Annotated in this window: 16 protein-coding genes; 7 read left to right on the top strand and 9 right to left on the bottom strand. The window is 63.8% G+C overall.

Annotated features, from left to right (window positions below; translation table 11 throughout):
- Positions 1-30 precede the first annotated feature (30 nt).
- The 6 genes from NLR35_RS21175 to NLR35_RS21150 all read right to left on the bottom strand — a co-directional run bounded on the left by NLR35_RS21175 (position 31) and on the right by NLR35_RS21150 (position 5,625).
- The gene (locus NLR35_RS21175; RefSeq protein ID WP_257168469.1) at positions 31-780 is read right to left on the bottom strand and encodes an ABC transporter ATP-binding protein; all 750 of its coding nucleotides are present in this window, start codon (positions 778-780) and stop codon (positions 31-33) included.
- Between the two features lie 36 nt (positions 781-816).
- A complete protein-coding gene (locus NLR35_RS21170; RefSeq protein ID WP_257168468.1) occupies positions 817-1,659 on the bottom strand; it encodes an ABC transporter permease in 843 nt (280 codons plus the stop codon).
- 150 nt (positions 1,660-1,809) lie between these two features.
- Positions 1,810-3,075, bottom strand: coding sequence for a class I SAM-dependent methyltransferase (locus NLR35_RS21165; protein WP_257168467.1), 1,266 nt, complete (start codon positions 3,073-3,075; stop codon positions 1,810-1,812).
- Between the two features lie 71 nt (positions 3,076-3,146).
- Positions 3,147-3,887 (bottom strand): SDR family NAD(P)-dependent oxidoreductase, encoded by a 741-nt coding sequence (locus tag NLR35_RS21160; RefSeq protein WP_257168466.1) that lies wholly within the window; start codon positions 3,885-3,887, stop codon positions 3,147-3,149.
- A complete protein-coding gene (locus NLR35_RS21155) occupies positions 3,884-4,420 on the bottom strand; it encodes a WbuC family cupin fold metalloprotein (RefSeq protein WP_257168465.1) in 537 nt (178 codons plus the stop codon). Before NLR35_RS21155 ends, NLR35_RS21160 begins: the two co-directional genes overlap by 4 nt.
- Complete coding sequence (locus NLR35_RS21150; protein ID WP_257168464.1) at positions 4,420-5,625, bottom strand: methyltransferase domain-containing protein; 1,206 nt, start codon at positions 5,623-5,625, stop codon at positions 4,420-4,422. Before NLR35_RS21150 ends, NLR35_RS21155 begins: the two co-directional genes overlap by 1 nt.
- A gap of 433 nt (positions 5,626-6,058) precedes the next feature.
- Between NLR35_RS21150 and NLR35_RS21145 the strand changes: the two genes are divergently transcribed.
- Together NLR35_RS21145 and NLR35_RS21140 are read left to right on the top strand one after the other, a co-directional pair.
- The gene (locus NLR35_RS21145) at positions 6,059-6,298 is read left to right on the top strand and encodes a hypothetical protein (RefSeq protein ID WP_257168672.1); all 240 of its coding nucleotides are present in this window, start codon (positions 6,059-6,061) and stop codon (positions 6,296-6,298) included.
- A gap of 283 nt (positions 6,299-6,581) precedes the next feature.
- A complete protein-coding gene (locus NLR35_RS21140) occupies positions 6,582-8,522 on the top strand; it encodes a TIGR04372 family glycosyltransferase (protein ID WP_257168463.1) in 1,941 nt (646 codons plus the stop codon).
- 49 nt (positions 8,523-8,571) lie between these two features.
- Here NLR35_RS21140 and NLR35_RS21135 read toward each other — a convergent pair whose 3' ends face one another.
- Positions 8,572-10,629, bottom strand: coding sequence for a TIGR04372 family glycosyltransferase (locus NLR35_RS21135; RefSeq protein ID WP_257168462.1), 2,058 nt, complete (start codon positions 10,627-10,629; stop codon positions 8,572-8,574).
- A gap of 536 nt (positions 10,630-11,165) precedes the next feature.
- On the opposite strand from NLR35_RS21135, the gene NLR35_RS21130 reads away from it, so the two are divergent.
- The 4 genes from NLR35_RS21130 to NLR35_RS21115 are packed head-to-tail and all read left to right on the top strand — an operon-like array spanning position 11,166 to position 16,486.
- Positions 11,166-11,444, top strand: coding sequence for a hypothetical protein (locus tag NLR35_RS21130; RefSeq protein ID WP_257168461.1), 279 nt, complete (start codon positions 11,166-11,168; stop codon positions 11,442-11,444).
- A 13-nt stretch (positions 11,445-11,457) separates the two neighbouring features.
- The gene (locus NLR35_RS21125) at positions 11,458-13,422 is read left to right on the top strand and encodes an acyltransferase family protein (RefSeq protein WP_257168460.1); all 1,965 of its coding nucleotides are present in this window, start codon (positions 11,458-11,460) and stop codon (positions 13,420-13,422) included.
- A 26-nt stretch (positions 13,423-13,448) separates the two neighbouring features.
- Complete coding sequence (locus NLR35_RS21120; RefSeq protein ID WP_257168459.1) at positions 13,449-14,510, top strand: hypothetical protein; 1,062 nt, start codon at positions 13,449-13,451, stop codon at positions 14,508-14,510.
- Entirely contained in the window at positions 14,507-16,486 is a 1,980-nt protein-coding gene (locus tag NLR35_RS21115) for an acyltransferase family protein (protein WP_257168458.1), read from the top strand. Before NLR35_RS21120 ends, NLR35_RS21115 begins: the two co-directional genes overlap by 4 nt.
- Here NLR35_RS21115 and NLR35_RS21110 read toward each other — a convergent pair whose 3' ends face one another.
- A complete protein-coding gene (locus tag NLR35_RS21110) occupies positions 16,487-17,479 on the bottom strand; it encodes a TylF/MycF family methyltransferase (RefSeq protein WP_257168457.1) in 993 nt (330 codons plus the stop codon). It abuts the gene before it with no gap.
- Between the two features lie 292 nt (positions 17,480-17,771).
- On the opposite strand from NLR35_RS21110, the gene NLR35_RS21105 reads away from it, so the two are divergent.
- Positions 17,772-18,914, top strand: coding sequence for a TylF/MycF family methyltransferase (locus NLR35_RS21105; protein WP_257168456.1), 1,143 nt, complete (start codon positions 17,772-17,774; stop codon positions 18,912-18,914).
- 18 nt (positions 18,915-18,932) lie between these two features.
- Here NLR35_RS21105 and NLR35_RS21100 read toward each other — a convergent pair whose 3' ends face one another.
- Positions 18,933-19,877 (bottom strand): TylF/MycF family methyltransferase, encoded by a 945-nt coding sequence (locus NLR35_RS21100; RefSeq protein ID WP_257168455.1) that lies wholly within the window; start codon positions 19,875-19,877, stop codon positions 18,933-18,935.
- Between the last annotated feature and the right edge of the window lie 526 nt (positions 19,878-20,403).

Here is a 20,403-nt window from a genome sequence, read left to right as displayed (position 1 = left end):
CTTCCTGCCGCATGCTGTCGAGCCTGCCGCTCAAACCGCGGGCAGTTCCTTCAGAACGTCTCCCAGCGCGCCGAACGCGCGCACGCGGCCGCCGTCGAGATAGAGCCCGAGATTGCAGGTGTCGCGCAGCAGGCCGTGATCATGCGAGGCGAGCACGACGATTCCCGAGCGATTCGTGATGTCCTGCAGCCGGCCGTGGGTCTTCTTGCGGAACTGCGCGTCGCCAACCGCGATCCACTCGTCCATCAGGATGATGTCACCATGGATCGACGCCGCGATCGAGAATACCAGGCGCAGCAGCATGCCGGAGGAATAGGTCCGGATCGGCAGCTCGAGATAGTCGCCGAGCTCGGCGAATTCGGCAATTTCCGGCACGCGCTGCTCGATCTCCTCGGGCGAGAGCCCCAGGATCAGGCCGCGGGTGCGGATGTTCTCGTACCCCGACGCCTCTTCGTCCATGCCGAGGCCGATGTCGAACATCGGCACATTGCGGCCAACCACGCGCAACGAGCCGCGCGTCGGTTCGTAGATGCCGGCGAGCACACGGATCAGCGTGGTCTTGCCCGCGCCGTTGTGGCCGACGAGGCCGAGCCGGTCGCCTTGCTTCAATGTGAAGCTGATGTCGTCGAGCGCCTGCACGAACTGGAACGAGCCATCGCTCTTCGAGACCCGGCCGCCGACGCGCGAGGCCGCCTTGATGGCCAGATGCCGGAACGACCGCGCGTTCGGCGGCGCGACCGGAAACTCGATGCCGATTTGCTTGGCTTCAATGAGAGTCATGATGAGGGTGGTCCGCAGTCCCTGAAGGCCGTAACGTCAGGCCCAATACACGACGCGCGACCGATAGCGCGTGTAGATATACATCATGGCGGCGGTCAAGACGGCGACCGATCCGATGGCGCCGGCCCAGGTCGCAAGGCCGGGAACGTCGCCCATCAGCGGGCCGCGCGTGACCGCCAGCAGGTAGGCGATCGGATTGAGCGTCACGATGAACTCGCCACCGCGGATGCTCGACGGCTCCCAGATGATCGGGGAGATGAAGAACAGCAGCTGCAGCACGGCGGCCATCACCGGCGGCACGTCGCGATAGCGCACGCAGATCATGGAGACGATCATCGAGGCGCTGACGACGAAGATGTAGACGATCATCAGGCCGAGGATGGCGAGCACCATTCCGAAGCCCACCGACCAGGGATAGACCAGCCAGATGAACGGAATGACCGCGATGTTGTGCAGGAAGATGATGAGGTTGCGCTGAACCATGCGCATCACATGGATCAGAATCGGCATGTCCACGGCTTTGATCATGCCGCCTGCATTGATCATCGTGTAGCAGGATTCGCTGAGCGAGGACGAGATGAAGCCCCAGATGGTCATGCTGACCATGAAGTGGGGCAGGTAGGTTTTCATGTCGGCGCCGAGGAAGCGGCCGGCCACGCTGCCCATGATCAGCGCCGTGATCGCGTTCGTGGCGGTGATCCACCATGGTCCGAGCATGGTGCGGCGGTATTTCGAGCGGATGTCGCCGGCCGCGAGCGCGCGCCAGGTGACGTGACGGGTGATGAACGGCGCGATGTCCTCGCGGCAGCGCGCCCATGAGACGCGACGCTGATCCGCAACCACGAACCGTTCGACCTGTCCATCGGTCACGGTGGTCATTCCTGCTACCTCGCGAGTGCCGTAAGTGTCTGGCTTTTCACTCGAAAATGATCATCCGCGCCGCGCGGGGGCGGACGGCCACGGCCCTTGCTGGATCATGTTACGCGAGGGCTGTCAACCTGCCTGGGCGAGGCCCCCGCGCCAGGCTGCTCAGATGGTCTTCGACCCCGACGCATCGACGATCCGGGGCTCCGGCAGCGGCACCAGGAAGCGGCCGCCGGCATCGAGATACGCCTGATTCCGCTTCAGGATCGGCTCGGCATAGATCCAGGCGAGAATCACGACGATGTCGGGCTTGCGGGTGGCAAGCTCGCTGGAGGGCAGCACCGGGATATGGGCGCCCGGGCTGAAACGGCCCTGCTTGAGCTGGTTGTCGTCGACGATGAACTTGACCCGGCTCTCCAGCTCGAAATGGTAGAGCAGGGTGGTCGTGGTGGTCGAGGCGCCGTAGGCGGCGACCAGCTTGCCGGCGGCGATGGCCTCGTCGAGCGTGGCGAGCACCCGGCGCTTGCAGTCTTCGATGGCGACGAACCAGTCGCGGTAGATCTGCGGCTTGGTGACGCCGCGCCGCTCCTCTTCGGCGATCAGCTTCGACAGCTCCGCCGAGCGCGGCCGCTGTCCGGTCGATTTCGGCTGCGCGAAGGCGCGGATCGATCCGCCCTTGGTGCCGGTCCGCTCGACATGGAACAGCGTCATGTCGTGCCGGTTCATGAACGTCTCGAGCGGGATCAGCGCGTGGTGCGAGACGTGCTCGTGGTAGATGGTGTCGAACACCATGTTGTCGATCATGTCGACGATGTAGGAGACCTCGAACACGAAGGCGCCGTCGTTGGCTAGCAGCAGCCGGATGCCCTTCACGACATCCGACATGTTGTCGATATGCGCGAACACGTTGTTGGCGCAGAACAGCTTGGCTTCGCCCTGGTCGGCCTTGATCTTCTCCGCCAGCGCGCTGGTGAAGAAGTCCGGAATCGTCGGAACGCCTTCGCTGGTGGCGGTCGCAGCGATATCGCGCGCGGGGTCGACGCCCTGCACCCGCATGCCCTCGGCCTTGAACGCCTTCAGCAGCGAGCCGTCATTGCTGCCCATCTCGGCGACGAGGCTGCCTTTCGGGATCGCGAGCGTCGAGACGACCGACTGGGCATAGCGCTTGAAGTGCTCGACGAGGCCGAGCGAGACCGAGCTGCGATAGGTGTAGTCGCGAAACAGGATGTCGGGATCGACGACGTCGAGGTTCTGCAGATGGCCGCAGGACAGGCAGAGATAGCAGTCGAGCGGATAGAGATCCTGCGTCTCGCTCAGCCGGTCGGCGGTCACGAACGCATCGCCGATCGCCGAAGGCCTGATCGGCAGCACGTGATCGAGCGAGGTCGAGCCGCACAGGCGGCAATCGGTCTTGTGCTTGACGTGCTGCATGATCTGGTGGTCCTGGGTTGGCGATCCCCTGGCGGGGACTGGTCGGCCGAAGCGTGAATTGCGGCCGCGTTTTACAGCCCCGCGAAGCTCTTGGCGACCTCTTCTTGCCAGACTGTGGACACTCCGCCGTCGAGGAACAGGCTCTGCCCATTGATGAACGACGCGCGCGGGCTGCACAGGAAATCGAGGGCGTCGGCGCATTCCTCGGCGGTGCCGAGCCGGCCGAGCGGGACCAGCTTCCGGTAGGTCTCCATCAGCTTCTCGTTCTGCTCGTAGAAGACGCGCGATTCCCGCTTCAGATAGGTCAGCGGCATGATCGCGTTGACCCGGATGCCGCGGCGCCCGAGCGTGGCGGCATAATGCCGGACCATCGCATTCAGGCCGCCCTTGACGACGTGGTAGCCGACCGGCTGCGAGGAGCCGACGAATTCGGCGTAGACCGAGCTGACCACGCCGATGGCGCGGTCGCCATCATCTGCAAAATGGCCGGAGAAGCCCTCGATCAGGTCGCGCGAGGCGGTCAGGCCGACCTGGATCTCGCCGGCCCATGGATCGCCCTGGCCGCGGAAGCGCTGGCTCAGCACCACGTAGCGGATCGGCCCCTGGGCCTCGGCAATCTCACGCCAGAGCCCTGCGAAGCTGTCGCTGCGTTCCAGATCGGCCGAAAAATGCTTCAGATCGGGCTGGTCGGGGAAATCGGCCGGACGCTGCCGCGACACCACGCTGACGGCGCAGCCGCGCGCCAGGAATCGCTCGACGACCACGCGGCCGAGGCCGCGGGTGCCGCCGACCACCACGGCATGATCGGTCATGCCGCAGCATCCTGCAGCGCTGCGACGCGCCGGGCGAGATCGGCCTGATAGGCCGCGGCCGCAGCGGTGTCGCTGTCCTCGGGGGCGAAATCGGCGAACACGCTGGCGCCGGGGCGGAACGGTCCGTTGGTGATCTCGTGCACGACCAGGAGTTCGCTGCGGATGATCAGCGTGTGGAAGAATGCGTTGGACATCCGGTAATAGAACGGCCGCGTGCCGCCCGGCGCCCCCAGTTCGACGACACGCGCGATCTCCCCGGAATCGTCGAACACGACGATGTCGACCTCGCCCTCGACGATGTGGAACGCCTCGCTCTTGCCGGGATGCTTGTGCGGCCGGATGTAGGAGTGCGAATCGATCGCGATGATCATTTCGTGCAGGGTGTCGTCGCCGTCCGGATGCGCGTTGATGCGCGCCCGCCGCTTCGGGCTGGCCTTCACGGCGGCCTTCAGCGCGTCGATCTCCGCCCGTCCGACGGACGCGATCGGGCCCTCAGCCAGGAACACTTCGGGAGACTTCTGAACCAGGCTCATCAGGCGAGATCCTTCGTGATGGCGTTGTCGAGCGCCGCGTAGATCGAATGGAAGGCCACGCCGCGCGCCGCGAGGGGAGCGAGCTTCTCGCGCACCTTGCCCTCGATATGGGGGGCGACCGCGAACAGGCAGGTGGTGATCCGCTCGTCTGCCAGCAGGCGCTCCGAGCCTACCACGGGGACGCGAAAGCCCGGTGGAAAAAAGCCGGCCTTGTCCGCGTCGTCATCGACCGCCAGGGCGAACAGGTCCGCCACCCCGAAGGCGTTGGCGAACATGATGGCGTGATGCCCGATGCCGAACAGGGCGATCCGGTCGCGGTCCGGACCAGCAAGGGCCGTGAGCTTGGCGCGCAACTGCGCGCGGGTCGGAGCAAAATTGTCGCGATAGGCCTGAAACAGGGTGGAAGATCCAAGCGGCGCCCCCTTGGGAACGTCCGCATCTGCCGGGGTCAACACGGCAACCAGGGCATCTTCCAGCGTGCCCGGATAGCGGAGCAGGGCAAGGACGCGATAGCCGCTCAACTCTGCCGCACGCTGCAGCGTTTCCGCCACGAAATAGCAGCTGTGCTCTTCCCACAGGAAGCAGTAGTCGCCCGCGGCCAGGAACTTGCTGCTGTCGGGCACCTCGATGACGAGCAGGGCGCCCGGATTGAGCACGTGCTTGAAGGACTTCAGCGCCTGCACCGGCTCCGGCGCATGCTCGAGAATGTAGCGGCAGGAGACGATATCGAAAGTGCCTTGCCGCGCGGCCTCAGCAGCCAGCCGCTCGGCATTCAGGTTGGCCTGCCAGGTTTCGAGATAGGGGTAGCGCCCGGGCGCGCTGGCGCCATCGAGGGCGAGCGCGGTGGTCGCAAGGCCGCGAGCTTGCAGCCTGCCCAGCAGGGGCGCTTCGAACGGACCGGTGCCGAGGACGGTGCTGGCCTGCGGCCTGAGAGACAGCAACTCCCCGGTGAGGGCGTCGAGGTGGCCTTCCGGCTCCCGGTAGCGGATCCAGGGGACCTCCGGAGTCAGCTGCTCGGGTTGCGGAGCCTCGCGGAGCTGAACGAGCTGACACGTCTCGCATGCAACGATGTCGAGAGGAATGCGAAGCGCTCCAGCGCTCTCACGCGCGAACCGGTTGCAGACCGGAAGTGCACCGAGCGGGAGCGCCGGCGTGGAGATCTGCTGACCACATAGTCGGCAGCCGGAGAGAGGTCGAGTGGACATGACTTAGCTGGATCGCTCGATCAATGGACACGCTGGTGCTCGCCGCTGTGTCCAGCGCGCCGGCTGCAACGGATATTGCCATCTGATGGTATTCTCAATAGCAGTGTAGACGGGAGCATGACAACTTCAAATATCGGCCGGGACAGAGGTGGGCGGGAAGCAGGAATTCGCGCCATGTATCGTGATCCGCATGGGTGTATGAACGTTGATCCTGGTCGCTCTGCCGGTGCAGCCCGGGAATCAATGGTAAGGCACACCTGCAGGTGTTTGGTCTAGGCAGCCGCGCGGGATCAGGTGATGGGGCGGTCTTTCCGCGGAGATGCTACACAAGACAGGGATTCTTGGCGGCTATGGTTGCGCGGCATGATCCAACGTTGCTGAAGGGGGCGCTTGCGTGAAAGACGTCTTTTTTGTTCTAAGGTCGGTCTTGCGCATGGCATGCGTGAGCACGGTGATCTTCTGTGTGATTCTCGTCATCGGAGCCGGCTTCTTCAGCGCTCTGCTATCGGGATTCATGACATTCATTTTCATCTCGCTGGGCATCGGCCGGCTGGTGCTCGAGCAATTGGCGCTGTGGTCCGTGATCTTGTTGATTGTCGACAGGGCCGGGCTGTTGCCGATCTCGGAATGGGTTCATGGAATCGTCACGGTTATCGGCCGTTCGTTGACGTGAACGCGCGCATGTCCTGCATTGGAGACGTTTGGGCATCGCCGGGGACGATATTGACATCTTTTGTTGCGAGGCTGCTGCGGAACCGTGAAGGTGCTTCGAGGTTTGACGGTGAAGCGGAGGGTGGAGTTGGACAATCGATGCAGCTTTTCAACGCGTCATCCGGTTGCTGAAGCTGATGCGTAGGTTCGGCTCCTCCAGGCCCTTTGCCTCGCCCGACAATCTGCCGGCCGTAATCGCGCGCGTGAGAGAGCTCACTCTGCTCCAACCGCAGCGATCGGCCCGCATGTTGATCGCGAAGGCTGCCCGGCTTCTGAACCTGCTGCCGCCTCGCCTGGCTTTCCTGATCCTCTTGTTTTGCGAAGTGGGGCGTCTTCGCGGCCGGCGTCTGCTGGAAAGCGGCTATCAAGGCCACGTTGCGGGTCTGCTGGCACACGACCCTGACCGGAGCTTCTCTGGATCGGTGACCCGGTACTTTCCCGTCGAAGCAGCAGAGCTTCTGCTTCGGATTGGAGCAGATCGCGAAGCGCATGACGTGGTCGCTGAATATGGGCTCGCAGCTCGTTCGCCGATGCTGGCCAACATGGTGGTCCGGTCGCTTTTCGAGCAAGGAGAGTTGGAAAAAGCCCGGAGACTGGTCTCGAACGTCACGTTGCGGGGCTGCACGGAAGCGGAGTGCCACCTCGCATTTCTCAAGGCCATGCTCGATCTCATCGCGGGCGACGAGGCGGGCGCACTCGAGAGCATGTCGGTCGCGTGCCGGGGCCTTCCGGACTACATGCGCCCCCACCAGAACATGGCGTCGCGACCCGCGGGTAACTATCATCCCAATCCGCTCGACTTCACCTGCGGCGCGGCGGGCAGGTTGTTCGACCTCTGCAACTTCACCGGCCAGCGCGTGACGCATATCGGCTATGGCGACCTCGGCGTCGGCCTGTTCGCGAGAGCGCTGGCGGCGCAGTCAGAGCTGCGCGCCAAGGCGCCGCCGACGGTGTCGGCTGACGTCGACCTCCTGCTGCAAAGGCTCGGAATTCCACTGGAGCAATTGCGGGTCATTCCCGAGGAATGGACGACCCAGATCGGTCATCTCGGCATGTTGGACATTCTGTTCCGAATGCGTGAGTTGGGGTGGTGGACGGGAAAGCCGCTGATCGTCTTACGACCGGACTTCGTGGCGAACCGGGCGTTCTTCCGGTTGTTCGAGGAATTGGCCGACATCGTCGTGATCGGAGAGACCGTCACCCACGCTCTCGGCGAAGAACTTCTGTCGCTGCAGCGATGGTACGGCATGAACTTCAACGTATTCCGGCTGCCGAGCGGCGACGTCGTGCCGTTTCAGGAAGCCGGCGCGCTCGCCATGGTGGAGTGGGAGCAGGAGGGCCGGCGTCATCCCATGCGCGATGCGTATGATCGCATCTATGCGACGGACCCGAAGGTGCAGGACGACTACCGGCGCATGCGTGAGGCCTGGGGAATGAAGCCGGACGACTGGTATGTCTGCCTGCACATCCGCGATAGCTCGCATTATTCCGAGGTCGATGGCACCGGCCAGACCCATCGCAATGCGCCGCTCGAGACGTATCTGGAGGCCATCAGCAACATCACGCGCAGGGGCGGCTGGGTGATCAAGCTCGGCGGCCCGAATGCGCCCCGCCTTCCGCCGCTCGACCGCGCGATCGACTATGCGCAGAGCGCGTTCAGATCCGAGCTGATGGACATTTGCCTGATCCGGAATGCCAGAGCCTTCATCGGCACGACGTCGGGATTGACGAATGTCGCGATCAGCTTGGGTATTCCCAGCGCGCTGGTCAATTGCATCACGACGGATCCGCAATTGTGGAACGGCGACGTTCGGTTTGCGCTCAAGCCGGTGCGACTTGCCGACGGAACGATGCTGACTCAGGCGCAGCTCACTTTCTCGCCCTGGCGCTGGCGCGTGTTTGACGCGTGCGTTCTCAGCCGCAACGGAGCGCAGCCGCTGAACAATACGTCGGACGAAATCCTCGCGGTGGTCGAGGAGGTCATTGATCCTGCGTCGAGGGCTGCAGGCGACGTCGCCTCGCAACGACTGTCGCAGTGGAAGCAGCAGCTTCCCCGGCCTCACTATTACGGCGCGAGCCGGATCAGCGCCTACTATCTCGAAAAATACGGGAGCGACTTCTTGCTACCTCAGCTGGCCGGGCGGTCCGCAGGTCGGCCTGGGGCGATCGCGGCGGCAACACGCTAGCCCGCCGCCGGCGCCGTCGCACGCCATCGATCAATGCGGTGCGCTGGTCTCAGGGGTCCCTCAGCAGATCCTGAGTGTACTTCTCCAGGAAGTATTTGCTGGGGCGCGAACTGCCGAAGAAACCGGGCACCTGGACGTGGCGCTCCCATCCGCCGTCGACGCCCGGCGGGGGGGCCCTGCGCAGCGGATCGGAGATGTCGAGCACCTCGCGCACGGTTTCGAGGATCTCATCCGAGCTGCTCTCGCTCACCGTGAGCCGGGCATTTGCCATGGATTCATGGGTGGGATAAGCCCAGCGATACTCTTCCGATGTCCATTCGCTGAGCGACAGCATCCGGCCGTCCGCCCTGTAGACGGGCTTGAGCGCGAAGCGGGTGTCGGTCGACCACAACAGGCCGATCGAGCTCAGCGCATTCACCATGGCCGTCGGAATGCCGAAACTGCTGGCCACATAGGCGAAGCCGGAGGTGGTCCCGATGAACATGCGCGCGCGTCGCATCAGGTGAATGTCCATTTCAGGAAACGCATCATCGCTGCGGGCATAATCCACCACACGTTCCATCTGCGGGAACGGCGGGACCTTGCGGCCGCCCATCCGGATGACCCATCCGCCGCAGGCAGTGATGTGGCGAACCGCATCGAGGTAGCTGGCAAGCGAGGCGTTGCGGATGGATTCTCCGACGCCCTCGGTGTCGTTGCGCGTCTGGGCGTCGCGCACGTGCAGACAGACGAACCAGTCGCCGTCTGCCATGCCCCATCGGCGCCGGTAATCCTGATAGGTCAGCTCGACGCGGTCGTCGGCAAGCAGGCGCCGGTCGTAGATGTCGCGCAACGGAAAGGTTCGTTGCCGGCTTTCCCATTGCTTGAGCGCGAGCGAGCCCGCATCGTTCCAGTACACCGCGCGGCCGTCCTCGAAGCGGAAGGCCTGGTGGGAATCGCCGATGAACGGCGTGAGGCTGGCGAGCTCATGCCAGACGCCGGCGCTGACATTCTCGCCGAGAGTGAGCGTCGGACAGATGTCCGAGAACAGCGACAGGAACGGCTTGTTGGCGATCCGGTCCTTGTAGGCCAGCAGCAGCGGCTGGCCCTGCCACCACCCCATCTCCCGCATCATCAGGTGAACGTTGAGATGACCATTGTGACCGATCAGCGCGCTCCAGTCCGGAGACAGCAGCCTGACGTCCGACAGGTCGGTGTCGAGCTTCTTGAGAAGAGCCTTGAGCTCCCGGCTGGGAGCGGGAAGATGACGGCGCAGCCGCTTCTGCGTCTCGGTTAGCTTGACGTAGACCTCCGGGACGTGGAAGCCTTCGCCGCTGTGATAGGTCGACAGCAGAAGGTGGCGATAGGCGTAGAACAGGTTGATCTCCGACAGCACCTTGCGCTGCGGGTGCTCTGCGGGAAAGCGTTCCCAATACTGGCCGCGGTCTTCGCGGGCGGCGAGAACGTCATCGTGTGGGGCAAGTCCGAGCTGCGTGGCGATGGTCTCGATCAGCTCCTTGTCGCAAAAGAAGCCGTAGACGTAGCGGTCGAGCGGGGCTTCGAACGGCACGGGATCGCCGTCACGTCGCGCGTCGTATTGCCGTCCTTCGAAGGAGGTCTGCTCGAACCGGAAGTTCCGGTGCTCCAGCATGAGCTTGATCATCTCCGCGAACCGGCGCAGATCCTGCGGGCGAAGTGCGTTCCATTTGATCGTATGAGCCTGCGCCAGCAGTTCCATGAAGTAGCCGGACATCAGCTTCTTCGTCAGCTTGCTGATCGCCTCCATGAACTCGTCGTCGGCGCGCTCCCAGTCGATCCTGGGAAACAGCTCCAGAACACGTTTCTCCTTTTCGCACATCAGGAGGAAGAGGATCAGCTCGTTACAGTACTGATCCGAGTGGCCCCTCGCGAGCACCCACTGCATCTCCTTCTCGATGTCGGGGCCGCAGAAATATCGAAACTGCCGGTCAAACTCGTTGCGACGGGTCTGGCGATGGAAGATCAGCGCCAGCATGAAGGCCTGCTTGAACGTCAACAGGGCGAAGATCAAATCCTTTACGGATTCCGCCCGCTCCTGACCGGCTGCATTCAGAAACCAGCCGATCGCCCGTGCGGTGCGCTCCGACAAGCTCGATTTCAACGCCTGCACGACTCCGCGTTGACGTGGCGCGGGAGGCCCGGCTGGATTGGGGTGAACGGTGTCGACGAACATTTCCTAAGCCCCATTATAATAATAAGGAAGGCACCGCGTCGTCCAAACGGACCGGTGTTGAAACAGGCCTGCCAGCGTTCCAGACCAAGCATGATCGCGCAAAGTTGCATAAGCATAGAGCGCGCGTGCGTGTCGTGCCAGTCCCCAGCGCGCCGCTGGCAAGGGATGTGGGCGGACAGGTTCCGAGAGGACGACGCGCGCCGCGGTCGAGGAGGCCGCGCTCCGACCGTGCCGTCCTGACGTTGGCTTTCGGCAGCGGTCCAGCGCTGCTGCAACGCGTCTGGCGCCGCCCGCGATTCGGGTTGATCGGGTCGGGCCTTTCACAGTAATTGTTGCTAGCTGGTTCCGAGTTTGCGCCGGAGGTGCGGATTGCCGCTCGACATGATTTCGACCGTGATTGGTCGAAGGAGACGCGCTTTGCGCACGAGTTCGTGCATATGCGCGAGGGACGCATGCTCTTGCTGAGCGACGTGAGCTCCGAGACTTGGCGCTGGACGTTTCCGGCCTACGAGACGGTGAAGGCTGCAGGACTTAGGGTGAGCGAGAGCCGCGCCGGCGAGATCCTCGAGACCACGCGGGAGATCTTGGATCTGCCGTCCGGAGCGCCTGCCATGCCGCCGGTCGGCGACGCCTGGGAAAAATGTGTGAATATCTCCGGCGGCTTCGCCCATTCGCGACCGTCGCGCGACGTCTTGGACAAATGTACGCCGTCGCTGCTCGCACGCTCCTGAAACGAACGGTCCGATGAACTTCGCTCAGCCCAATCTTTCGCAGCAGGAAACCCGCGCCACGCCGCTCGGCTATCGCCAGGACATCGACGGCCTGCGCGCCGTGGCCGTGTTGCCGGTTCTCGTCTACCATGCCTTTCCCGCGGCAGTCCCGGGCGGCTTCTTTGGCGTCGACATCTTCTTCGTCATCTCCGGCTATCTGATCACCGGGATCATCCACAAGCAGATGCTGCTGGGCACGTTCAGCATCGCCGACTTTTACGCGCGCCGGATTCGCCGCATCTTTCCGGCGCTGATCACGGTGGTGCTGGTTACGTTCCTGATCGGATGGTTCGTGCTGCCACCGCGCGAGCTGAAGTCGCTCGGCACCAACATCGCGGGCGGCGCGGTCTTCATCCAGAACTTCATCCTGCTCGGGCAGGTCGGCTATTTCGACCTCGCGGCCGACAAGAAGCCGCTGCTGCATCTGTGGTCGCTGGCGATCGAGGAGCAGTACTACATCGTCTGGCCGCTGCTCCTGATGCTGATCGGCTCATGGCGGCGCCGGAGCCTCGCCATCACGCTGGTCCTGGCGACGGCCTCGTTCGTGGCGTGCCTCATCGTGCAGCCCCGCGCGCCCGACCACGCGTTCTATTTGCCGGTGACGCGGGCGTGGGAGCTGCTGGTCGGCTCGGGCCTGGCGCTCTGGGTCAATGGGCGCGGGGCCGATGACCGTCCGCTGCCGCTGGTCGCTGCGCCGCTGGTCCGCGAGCTCGTCGCGCTGGCTGCGATGCTCGCGATCGCGCTGGCGTTCTGGCGCTACGGCCGCCCCACGCCGCATCCGGGGGGCGCGACGCTGCTGCCCGTGCTCGGCGCGGCGGCCCTGATCGCGACCAGCGGCACGCTGATGCATCGCTTCATCCTGTCCGCGAAGCCGGCCGTCTTCGTCGGCCTGATCAGCTATCCGCTGTATCTGTGGCACTACCCGCTGATGGCCTATGCGCGCATCCAGTTCCTCGATGCGGTGCCGGCGTGGGTCATGATTGCGATCATCGCAGGGAGCCTGGTCCTCGCCTGGGCGACCTACCGCTTCATCGAGCGGCCGATCCGCTTCGGCCGCCGGCTGGTGCCGCTCAAGGTGGGCGGCCTGCTCACGGGTATGGTGGCGCTGGGCGTGATCGGCGTGGCGGCCGACCGCACCAACGGCCTGCCATCGCGGATTCCTGCCGAGCTTCGCGGCTTCATGCTCGACGGCAGCGAAACCGCGCGCTTCTGGCGGTCGGACAAGTGCCTCTTGAAGCCGGATCAGAGCGCGGCGGAGTTCTCGCCGGAATGTGCCGGAACCGGCCGTCATCCGCTGATCCTGGTCTGGGGTGATTCCTATGCGGCATCGCTCTATCCGGGGTTGGCTCATTTCGGCGCGGAGCGCGGCTTCGATGTGGCGGAGTTCACTGCGTCGGCCTGTCCGCCATTGATCGGGTTCGTTCATCCGGAGCGGCGCTTCTGCAAGGGCGCCAACGATTTCGTCATGCAGAAGGTGGCGGAGCTCAAGCCTGATCTCGTGCTGTTCTATTCGACCTGGAGCTATGGTCCGGACGACCTTCGCAACGGGCTCGACAGAACCGTCGCGGCGTTGAAGGAGCTCAATGTCCCGAAGATCGCTTTGCTCGGGCCGCCGGCGACCTGGCTCGGCGAGAGCCTGCCCGCGAACATTCTCGACCATTACTTCCGAACGCACACGGTGCTGCCGGCACGGACCAAATTCCGCTCCAACGACAATTGGACGCGCTCGCTGGATGAATTTCTCGCGGCCCAGGCGCAGCGTGTCGGCATACAATACATCTCGGCGCGCGGGATGATGTGCAACGATGATGGATGCCTTGCGCGCATCGGACCGGATGGGGCCGACCTGACCGCCTATGACAACGGCCATCTGACCTATCCCGGCTCGATCTTCATTGCCAGGCAGGCCCTGGAGGCGTTGCCGGGCTTCGACAAATGAGCGTCCCGTCCGAGCGCCCGGCTGCCATGGATCGTCGGGTTCGGACGGAGACCCACAGCGACGCCGCGACCGCCGGCCTCGGCGCCGCAGGACGCCGCTATCTCGTCAGCCTGCTCGGATTGACGGCTGTGATGCTGGGTGGCCTCGGTGCCTGGCTGGTCGCCCAGGGCGGCGACCATTTCAGCGCGATCAGCAGGCCGGACGACCGCGCCTGGTATCGCAATTTCGGCGGCGATCGTGTCAGCGAGATCCAGGACCAGGATCTCTTCTTCCATCGCATCGGCGACTCGGTCGACCATGCGAGGCAGGCGGACATCGTCATCCTCGGCTCATCGCTGGTGTCGTTTGCAATCGACGAAAACGTCATTCGCGAACGTCTCGAACAGCCCCACGGGCTTAAATTCTACAACATGGCCTTTCTGGGAGTCGCCAGCGGCGAGTTCGCGCGGCAGGTCATCCACAAGCATCATCTCCATCCGCGCCTGTGGATCGTGAACGCGGATGACGGGGGTGGCGGCGGCAATTTCTTCCACCGCAATCTCAGCCGTTCCTTCGGCGCCGATGCTCGTCCGATCCCGAGCACGAAGCTCAGCCGCCTCGGCGCCCGTTACGAGGTGATCCGGCGCAATCTACGCTGGCGGTTCGAGGACGCGACGCGCAACGTCCGCCGTGTCTTTGCCGCGCCCCGGGCAGGTGCCATTCCGTCGTTCGATCGCGACGACCGGACGGGCGCGGCGGACATGCGCGGCTTTCCGCGCTTTCTCGCCGACGGCAATCCGAGCGTGAAGATGACGCGTGATCCCGACTGCCACACCACGCCGGACATCGTTGCCAACGCGCGCGACTTCGTGCAGTCGCTCGGAGCGCCCGTGGTGCTCACTCTGGTGCCGAACTATCACGGCTGCCTGACCCAGGTCCGGGAAATCGCCCAGGCGGTCGGCGTGGAAACGGCACTGCCGGCGCGCACCGATTATTCCAGCTGGGACGGCGGCGGCCACCTCGACGGCAGGGGAGCGGCCGATTTCAGCCGTGACCTCGTCGCCGCCGTGGAAAAGACGCGGGCCTTTCAGCGGATGCGCGGCGAATGACGATCGCCGGCAGCGTTGACCTTCGGCCCGCAACAGTCGGCCAGGCGCGGCTGACCAGCCCGTCGCACGCCTTGGCCTATCGGGCCGATATCGATGGATTGCGTGCAGTCGCCGTGATCGCCGTCGTCGTCTACCATGCCTTCCCGCGACTGCTTCCCGGCGGCTTTGCGGGTGTCGACGTGTTCTTCGTGATCTCGGGTTATCTGATCACGGGCATCATCGACCGGCAGTGTGCGGAGAAGAGCTTCAGTTTCGCGACGTTCTATGCCCGCCGCATCCTGCGAATATTTCCGTCACTGATCACCGTCGTTCTGGCGACCTTCCTGATCGCCTGGTTCGTGTTGCCGGTTGCGGAGATGGAAGCGCTCGGCTCCAACATCATGGGGGCCGCAGCGTTCGTCGAGAACTTCATGCTGCACGAGCAGATCGTCGGTTATTTCGATCCCGGCGCTGAGCGTCTTCCGCTGCTGCATTTGTGGTCGCTCGGGATCGAGGAGCAATATTACATCGTCTGGCCGGTGGCCTTCGTGCTGATTGCCCGACAGCCGTCGCACAAGGCAGCCATCGTCGCGGCGTTGGGACTCGGCTCGCTCGTGGTCTGCCTAGCGACGCCGGCGGAGAAGGCGGCCTGGGCGTTCTACTCCCCGACCACGAGGTGTTGGGAGCTGCTGGCCGGATCGCTCTTGGCGGTCTGGCCGCCCCGGCGTCATGTTCTTGATGCCAACCCCGCAGTCGGAAACCTGCTCGCTGCTCTCGGCATGTTCGGCATCCTCCTTGCCTTCTTCGGCTTCAGCGGAGCATCGCCGTGGCCGGGCGTTCGCACCGTCGTTCCGGTGCTGGCGGCCATGGCGCTGATCTTAACCTGCCGGACATGGGTTCATCGCGGCCTGGACAGGCCGCCATTGGTCTTCATCGGCCTCATCAGCTACCCGCTCTATCTCTGGCACTATCCGCTCATTGCCTATGTGAAACTTCATTTCGGCGGAGCCGCCCCTTCATGGGCTCTCCTGTCGGTGCTCGGGCTGAGCGCCGTGCTGGCGTGGCTTAGCTATCGCTGCATCGAGCGGCCCATCAGGTTCGGCCCCGCGCCGATCTCATGGCGGGTTGGACCGTTGCTCGCCGCCATGGTCGCCACCGGCGCGGTCGGCATCATCGCGACCGGCACGCGCGGCCTGCCGATCCGTTATCCTGCGGAAATCAGAGCTTTCATGCTGTCGGGCTCCGAGACGAACGAGCATTGGCGCCGCGGACGCTGCCTGCTGGTTCTGCAGCCGGCATCCGAGTTCGGTGCCGATTGCGCCGGTCAGGGGCGCCGGCCGCTGCTGCTGATCTGGGGCGATTCTTACGGCGCGGCTCTCTATCCTGGCCTGCTTCGTTTCTCGGCGGAGCGCGGCTATGACGTCGCTCAGTACACGGCATCAGCATGCCCGCCTTTGATCGGCTATACGCTCGAGGCCCGTCCGTTCTGCAAGAGCATCAACGACGACGTGGTGCTGAGGATAGGCCGTCTTCGCCCCGACGTGGTCATTCTGGACGCGACCTGGGGCCATGCCGAGCCCGTACTGCGGGAGGATCTGCCGCGCACGGTCGAACAGCTCCGGGCGAGCGGCATCGGCCGGATCGTCGTGGTCGGGCCGCCGCCGAGCTGGCAGGGCGCCGGCCTGTCTCAGAACGTGCTGGAGTACTACAGGCAGACCGGCAAGGTCTTGCCGGAGCGGACCTTCTTCCGCTCAACCGACGAATGGACGCGCGGGCGGGACGCCCTGTTTCGCACGCTCACCCGCCAGCTCGGCGTCGACTACATCTCGGTCCGTGATGTCTTCTGCAACGATGAGGGCTGTCTCAGCCGAATCGGCCCCGGCGGCTCGCAGTTGACGGCATTCGATCCGGGACACCTCACGGTCCCCGGGTCCGTCTATCTGGCGCGGCATGTCCTGGACGAGCTGTTCGCCCCCACGCCCCAACCTTCGCGATGACTATTCCGGGTCTGCCGGTATGCCGCGATAGGAGTGGATGATGAAGCGGGTGCCACCGACTGAGTAGTCGCCACCGCTGGAGGCCTCGATCGCGAACATGTCGATCAGCTCCTTCCATGCCTGCCGTTCGCCCGTGGTCGGAATCGCTCGGTTGGCATTCCAGTCGTCGAAGCAGAGGATCGCGCCGGTCGAGACCATGCCGCGCTCGAACAACGGCACCAGCGCGTCCATGGTCGACTGGTAGAGATCGCCGTCGAAATGGATCAGCGCAAAGCGCGTCTCTGCCGGCAGCGTCTTGACGGTGTCCGCAAACCATCCCTCATAGAGTTCAAACCGGTGCGGCGGCAGGATCTTGCCAATGCGCTCGCGGAGCTCGGGCGCCGCCAGCACCTTGCAGCCGCCCTTGGCCCATGCGCCGGACACGACATGCGGTGCAACCTGATCGACTGGTGAGGTGATCTCGGGCAAGCCCTCGAAACTGTCGAACAGCCGCAAGATGCGGAACGGATTTTCGCCTGAGGCGGTCTTGCCGAGCGGCTGCCGCTGCAGGTCGAATACCATCGACATCGCCAGGGTCGCTGCGCTGAAGCCGCCCATGGTGCCGAACTCGGCAACGTCCCCGTTCACGTGAGAGCTGTTGATGTATTGAACCGCGAGCGTGAGCGCCTTGGCGATTTCCTTGGCGGGCAGGATCAGCACATCCTCATAGCCGTAATAGGATGCGGGCGAGGGAAGCTGCTTCGCCTTGTATCTCTCGAGCGCGATATCCTGGATCGGCCGACCATCGTCGCTGCCATGGAAAGCGGGCGCTGCGATCGCAATCGCCGGCGTCACATCTGCCGCGGGCGTCACGTCTGCTTTGAGCACCTCGTTCAGACCGTACGGCCAGGGCAATGGGGGCTCGGACATGATTGCGCGCTTGACCGACCGGAGCCAGTAGAGCGCTTCCGGGGACAGTGTATTCGCAAGCCCATTCTTCAGAGGGGAGAGCATTTGAAAAATCTCCGACGTGGTGCAACCCAGTCGCCATGCGACCCTTCAACAAATGGCCTCGGCCGTTTGGCCCGGTCAACCCGCTTATCGTTCCCGGGAGGGCTGTGCAAGGGGGAGGGTCTGCCGGCGAACCAAGCAATTCCGCGGCGCCACCGCATCATTCCAGGCCGGGCAAGCGTTTGCCCAATTCGCGCTGCGCGGGTGCCAGGAATTCACGCAATCTGAGCGTTGGACAAGACTTCAGATACCTGCCACAAACAAGATATGCGGCATGATCGCTTGGGGATGGCAGATGGGACTGATCTCGGCCGGGAAGCACGCTACCAATCAGATGTTACGTTCGGTGGGCTTGCAGCTGGTTCGCAAGGAAACCCTCGATCGGCTAACGTCCGGCCAGGTCGCGCCATGCGCAGAGCCAGATCCTCGGGGCATCGAGCCGGTTGCGACGCCTAAGCCTGCGATGGTCGACGCCGTTGCGCAACATGTGGAAGCTGCTTTTCAGAGCAGCATCGAGGCCAACAAATTCCGCATGGTTCCACAACAGGGCGAGCCGACGGAGACTGTCAGCCGGGCCTATCTCACGACGCTGCAACGCGAGTCCGCCGCGCTTCGGGCTCAAGGCGACGAGCTCGTGCGGCTCCGCCGGAAGGTCGAATTGCTGTCGGCCGGCGGGGGAGCGGCCGCGCAGCAATCATCGTCGCAGTCGGCGCAGGCGCAGCCGGCGGGCGATGGCATCTACGTTCCGATCTACGATTTCGACGGGCTGCGCAACGATCCGTATGTCATCCACAATCACGACTTCATGCGCGAGCCGCGCTTCGTCGCGGCCTACAAGCGCGCTGTCCAGGCAACTGTCATCGACCATCGTTATTATTGGCGTGTTCACGTGGCGCTGTGGTGTGCAAGCCTCGCCCTCAGGCTCGAAGGTGATTTCGTCGAATGCGGCGTCTGGAAAGGTCTGCTGAGCACGGCGATTGCCTCCTATTACGACTGGAATCGCGTCGGTAAGAAGTTCTTCCTCTTCGATACGTTCCGAGGCGTCGACGAAACGCAATTGGCGGACGAGGAACTGATCAACATTCCTCATTTCCGGATCGGCTACGGCGAGGACATTTACGATCACGTCGTCAGGAATTTCTCGGAGTTCAAGGACGTCGTGATCACCCGCGGGAGCGTCCCGGAGACGCTGACCAGCGTTGATATCGGCAAGGTTGCCTATCTCTCGATCGATATGAACAATGCCGCCCCCGAGATCGCGGCCGCGAACTATTTCTGGGACAAGCTGTCGCCCGGCGCTCCCATCCTGCTCGACGACTATGGCTTCGTGCGCTACGAGGCCCAGAAAGAAGCGTTCGATGCTTTCGCGGCCGAGCGTGGCGTTGCGATCCTTGCGCTGCCGACCGGGCAGGGACTGATGATGAAACCCTACTCCTGAGAGGCGGCATGCGTCCCATCAGGATCGCGGCTTCATCCCGCGATAGGAATGAATGATGAACTTCGTGCTTTGAATGGAATAGTCGCCGGAGTGACTGGCGACGATGTCGAAGCGGCTGACGAGGTCCGCCCAGGCCTTGCGCTCGCCGGCTTCGGGATCGGCTTCGTTGCAGTTCCAGTCGTCGAAGCAGAGCACGGCGCCTTTCGAGATGAAGCCGCGTTCGAAACAGGGAGCCAGCGCATCCATGGTGGACGAGTAGAGGTCACCATCGAAGTGGATCAGCGCGAAGCGGGTCTCGTCGGGAAGCTGTTTGACCGTATCGGCAAACCAGCCCTCATAGATCTGCACCCGGCTCGGCGGAATGATCGCTTCCACCATGGTCCGTAACTCGGCGGCGCTGAGAACCCGGCAGCCGCCTCTCGACCAGGTGCCCGATTTTACGTGCTGCGACTCCAGATCGACCTGTGCCGTGATCTCCGGCAGGCCCTCGAAGCTGTCGAACAGGCGCAACTTGCGCAGCGGCTGGTTGGGCTGGTAGCGCGGATCGAACACCATCGCATTGGCCAGCGTGCGCGCGGTGAATCCTCCCATGGTGCCGAATTCGGCGATGTCGCCTTTCACGTCGGCGCTGTTGATGTACATCACACTCAAGGTCAGCGTGCGCGCGATCTCCTTGGCCGGCAGGATCAGGACGTCGTCGACATCGAAGAACAGATAGGGCGCGCTGATCTTGTGAGCGTCGAGGCGCTCCAGGGCTTCCGTCTGTCTTGTCCGCACTTCCTGCGGGGCCGACTGAACCTCGCCGGCCGAGGAGGCGGATTGAGCGTCGGGATCGGGCGTCGGAGCCGATTGCGGCGCTTCAGGCGGCGGCTGTCCCATCAGCGCGCGTTTGATCGAGCGCAGCCGGAACAGGGTTTGGGGCGGCAATCCCTCGGCGATCGCGATCTTCAACGACTTCGTCATGGGCAGCCCCGTTCCTGCGCCTTCTTCATCGCCGTTTTATAGATACATTTTGGACGGTTTTCGAGAGGCCTGCGATCCTATGTCATGTTTCCAACGAGGTGCGGATGCGAAGCTGGGCCTTTCATTCGATAGTGCGATCCGCTCAGCGGCGGGGTTTGCGTAGGAACTCCAATTTCACGGCTCCGCGTGCCGGCTCCATCCGGAGATCCTTCCGTGAGGCTTGCGCGGAGAAGCGCAATTCCACTGGCCTTCCAAGCTGATGACCCCTGTCCAGTCCGGATGCGAAAAATATTGTTCTTTCGTTTTTACAGAAAATATGGTTTTCTCTCGTCATCCCGCCTCGAGCAGAGGGACGTACGCGTCGTCACGAACGTGAGGTGGGCTGCGATGGACGTGACGGCTGCGCCCGACGAGCGCAGACGTGACGGACGGAGAAGTCGTGTGGTCCTGGCCTCTCGACGCTGAGGTCAAGTCCGCGGTCAGCTGCTTGACGGCGCGCGCGGGCGATGGGGGCAAGACAGCCCGA

Origin of the sequence: Bradyrhizobium sp. SRS-191 (assembly GCF_024586915.1) — a bacterium.
GTDB lineage: Bacteria > Pseudomonadota > Alphaproteobacteria > Rhizobiales > Xanthobacteraceae > Bradyrhizobium.
The sequence above is the reverse complement of the archived record's forward strand: the minus strand, read 5'-3'. Positions and strand labels throughout refer to the sequence as shown.

Coding starts and splice junctions, on each gene's coding strand:
- NLR35_RS21175 (WP_257168469.1), bottom strand. CDS start 780: ATGACTCTCATTGAAGCCAAGCAAATCGGCATCGAGTTTCCGGTCGCG.
- NLR35_RS21170 (WP_257168468.1), bottom strand. CDS start 1,659: ATGACCACCGTGACCGATGGACAGGTCGAACGGTTCGTGGTTGCGGAT.
- NLR35_RS21165 (WP_257168467.1), bottom strand. CDS start 3,075: ATGCAGCACGTCAAGCACAAGACCGATTGCCGCCTGTGCGGCTCGACC.
- NLR35_RS21160 (WP_257168466.1), bottom strand. CDS start 3,887: ATGACCGATCATGCCGTGGTGGTCGGCGGCACCCGCGGCCTCGGCCGC.
- NLR35_RS21155 (WP_257168465.1), bottom strand. CDS start 4,420: ATGAGCCTGGTTCAGAAGTCTCCCGAAGTGTTCCTGGCTGAGGGCCCG.
- NLR35_RS21150 (WP_257168464.1), bottom strand. CDS start 5,625: ATGTCCACTCGACCTCTCTCCGGCTGCCGACTATGTGGTCAGCAGATC.
- NLR35_RS21145 (WP_257168672.1), top strand. CDS start 6,059: ATGGCATGCGTGAGCACGGTGATCTTCTGTGTGATTCTCGTCATCGGA.
- NLR35_RS21140 (WP_257168463.1), top strand. CDS start 6,582: ATGTTGATCGCGAAGGCTGCCCGGCTTCTGAACCTGCTGCCGCCTCGC.
- NLR35_RS21130 (WP_257168461.1), top strand. CDS start 11,166: ATGCTCTTGCTGAGCGACGTGAGCTCCGAGACTTGGCGCTGGACGTTT.
- NLR35_RS21125 (WP_257168460.1), top strand. CDS start 11,458: ATGAACTTCGCTCAGCCCAATCTTTCGCAGCAGGAAACCCGCGCCACG.
- NLR35_RS21120 (WP_257168459.1), top strand. CDS start 13,449: ATGGATCGTCGGGTTCGGACGGAGACCCACAGCGACGCCGCGACCGCC.
- NLR35_RS21115 (WP_257168458.1), top strand. CDS start 14,507: ATGACGATCGCCGGCAGCGTTGACCTTCGGCCCGCAACAGTCGGCCAG.
- NLR35_RS21110 (WP_257168457.1), bottom strand. CDS start 17,479: ATGCTCTCCCCTCTGAAGAATGGGCTTGCGAATACACTGTCCCCGGAA.
- NLR35_RS21105 (WP_257168456.1), top strand. CDS start 17,772: ATGGGACTGATCTCGGCCGGGAAGCACGCTACCAATCAGATGTTACGT.
- NLR35_RS21100 (WP_257168455.1), bottom strand. CDS start 19,877: ATGACGAAGTCGTTGAAGATCGCGATCGCCGAGGGATTGCCGCCCCAA.